This window comes from Streptomyces kebangsaanensis (assembly GCF_001906585.1).
Lineage (GTDB): Bacteria > Actinomycetota > Actinomycetes > Streptomycetales > Streptomycetaceae > Streptomyces > Streptomyces kebangsaanensis.
The window spans coordinates 83,110-84,712 of record NZ_JUJA01000111.1 but is presented as its reverse complement, the minus strand read 5'-3'; the positions used below and the strand labels follow the sequence as shown (position 1 = coordinate 84,712).

General features: G+C 74.0%; 2 pseudogenes. Both read right to left on the bottom strand.

Annotation, left to right across the window (positions count from 1 at the left end):
* Nucleotides 1–253, bottom strand: a pseudogene (locus tag RH94_RS43585) (hypothetical protein); the annotation flags it as partial.
* A gap of 143 nt (nt 254–396) precedes the next feature.
* Nucleotides 397–1,603: pseudogene (locus tag RH94_RS43580) on the bottom strand (serine/threonine protein kinase); the annotation flags it as partial.

Sequence of the window (1,603 nt, the reverse complement as noted above, 5' to 3'; positions counted from 1 at the left end):
CCCCGCCCGCCGCACGCCCGCTGTGCGCCGAGGGCCCCCGGAAGGAGCCGTCGCGTGCCGTGAAGCCGTCGGGCAGCCCGTCCGCGTCGAGCACCTCCGCCTCGACCACCTCCGGCAACGGCACCTGGCGGACGAGGACTTCCTGCCCGCTGTAGGTGTCGAAGGCCCGGGTCTCGGTGAGTTCGTACTCGTCGGACGGGGGCAGCGGCAGGCGGTAGCGGTCGGCGAGAACCCGGCCCGCATAGTCGTCCACGTTGCCTCCCCCGGCCGCACGCCCGGTCGATTCCGTTCGCCACGCGTCCCGTTCCCGGTGCTTACGGTCCGCAACAACTCACGATACGTGCCGGAGGCAACCCACAGAGCGGGGATGACGGATCTCGCGCCTCGGGCCCGGAGTCACGACTTCTTCGGCTGGAAGGTCTTCGCCAGCGTCTCCCACGTGCTCTCGCGCAGGTCGCTGTCCCAGTTCGCGGCCTTCGCGGTGTACATCAGCGCGTGGCCGAGGCGGTCGTTCACCACGAACCCGCGGTCGATGACACGGTACTGGGTCCCGGCCTTGACATAGGTGAACTCCCAGTCGGCGGTGTTCCAGTCGCGGTACTCCACCTTCTCTATGCGGACCCTCTTGTACTGGGAGAGCCTCATGCCCCTTTCCTGGTTGGTCCAGTCGGCGACCGGGTCGCCCTTCGGCGTGGACGTCCAGGCGACCAGCAGCTTCTGCTCGTCGGGGCCGGTGAAGCGGACCCCCGCGGAGTCGGTGGTCGCGTACTTCCAGCCCGCGGGCAGCCCGATGGAGAAGCCCTGCGCGCTCTTGTACGTCGACGCCACGGCGCCGCCGTCCCCGGACCCGTCCTCTCCGGAGCCGGAGCCGGAGCCGGAAGCGGAACTGGAGCCGGAGCCGGAACTGGAGCCGGAACCGGCCTCGGAGCCGTCGCCGCCCGGCGCCCCGGTGCCGGCGTCCGTGACCGGCTTGCCGCCCGAACCGTCGGCGCCCGTCGCGGAGCCGGCTCCGTCCCCGTCCGCGCCGGTCCCGCCGCTCACGTCCTCCTTGGTCGAGACGTCCCCGGACGTCCCGGCGGTGGCGGTCGTGCGGCCGGCTCCGCTCCCGGCCCCCTTGGAGTCCTCGTCGTCCCCGCCGAGCGTGAACGCCAGCACGGTGCCGATCACGGCGAGCACCACGACCACCGCGGTGATCACCAGCGTCCGCCGCGGCACCACGTCGGTGAGCGACGCCCTGGGCGGCGCCGGCGGCGGCAGGTCCGGCGGCGTCATCACGGGCCACCCCGAGGCGGGCTGCCCGGCCTGTGCGCCACCGGACGGTCCGGAGGCGCTCTGCGTCCGGGTCTCCGCGGACGCCACGGCGGCGGCCCCGCTCCCCGGGCCCGAGCCTGCCGAGGTGGCCGCCCCCGACGTCACAGCGGTTTTGCGCACCGAGCGCAGCGCCCCGCGCAGCCGGTCGCCCGCCTCCTCGCCCCGCCTGCCCCCGGAACCGGAACCCGCCGAACCGCCGGTGCCCTTGCCCCCTCCGGACTGCGCGGGCAGTGAGATGACCTTGGTGGCGTCCGCGGGCGGCTCCGGTTCGGCGTTCTTCGGCTCGGGCGCG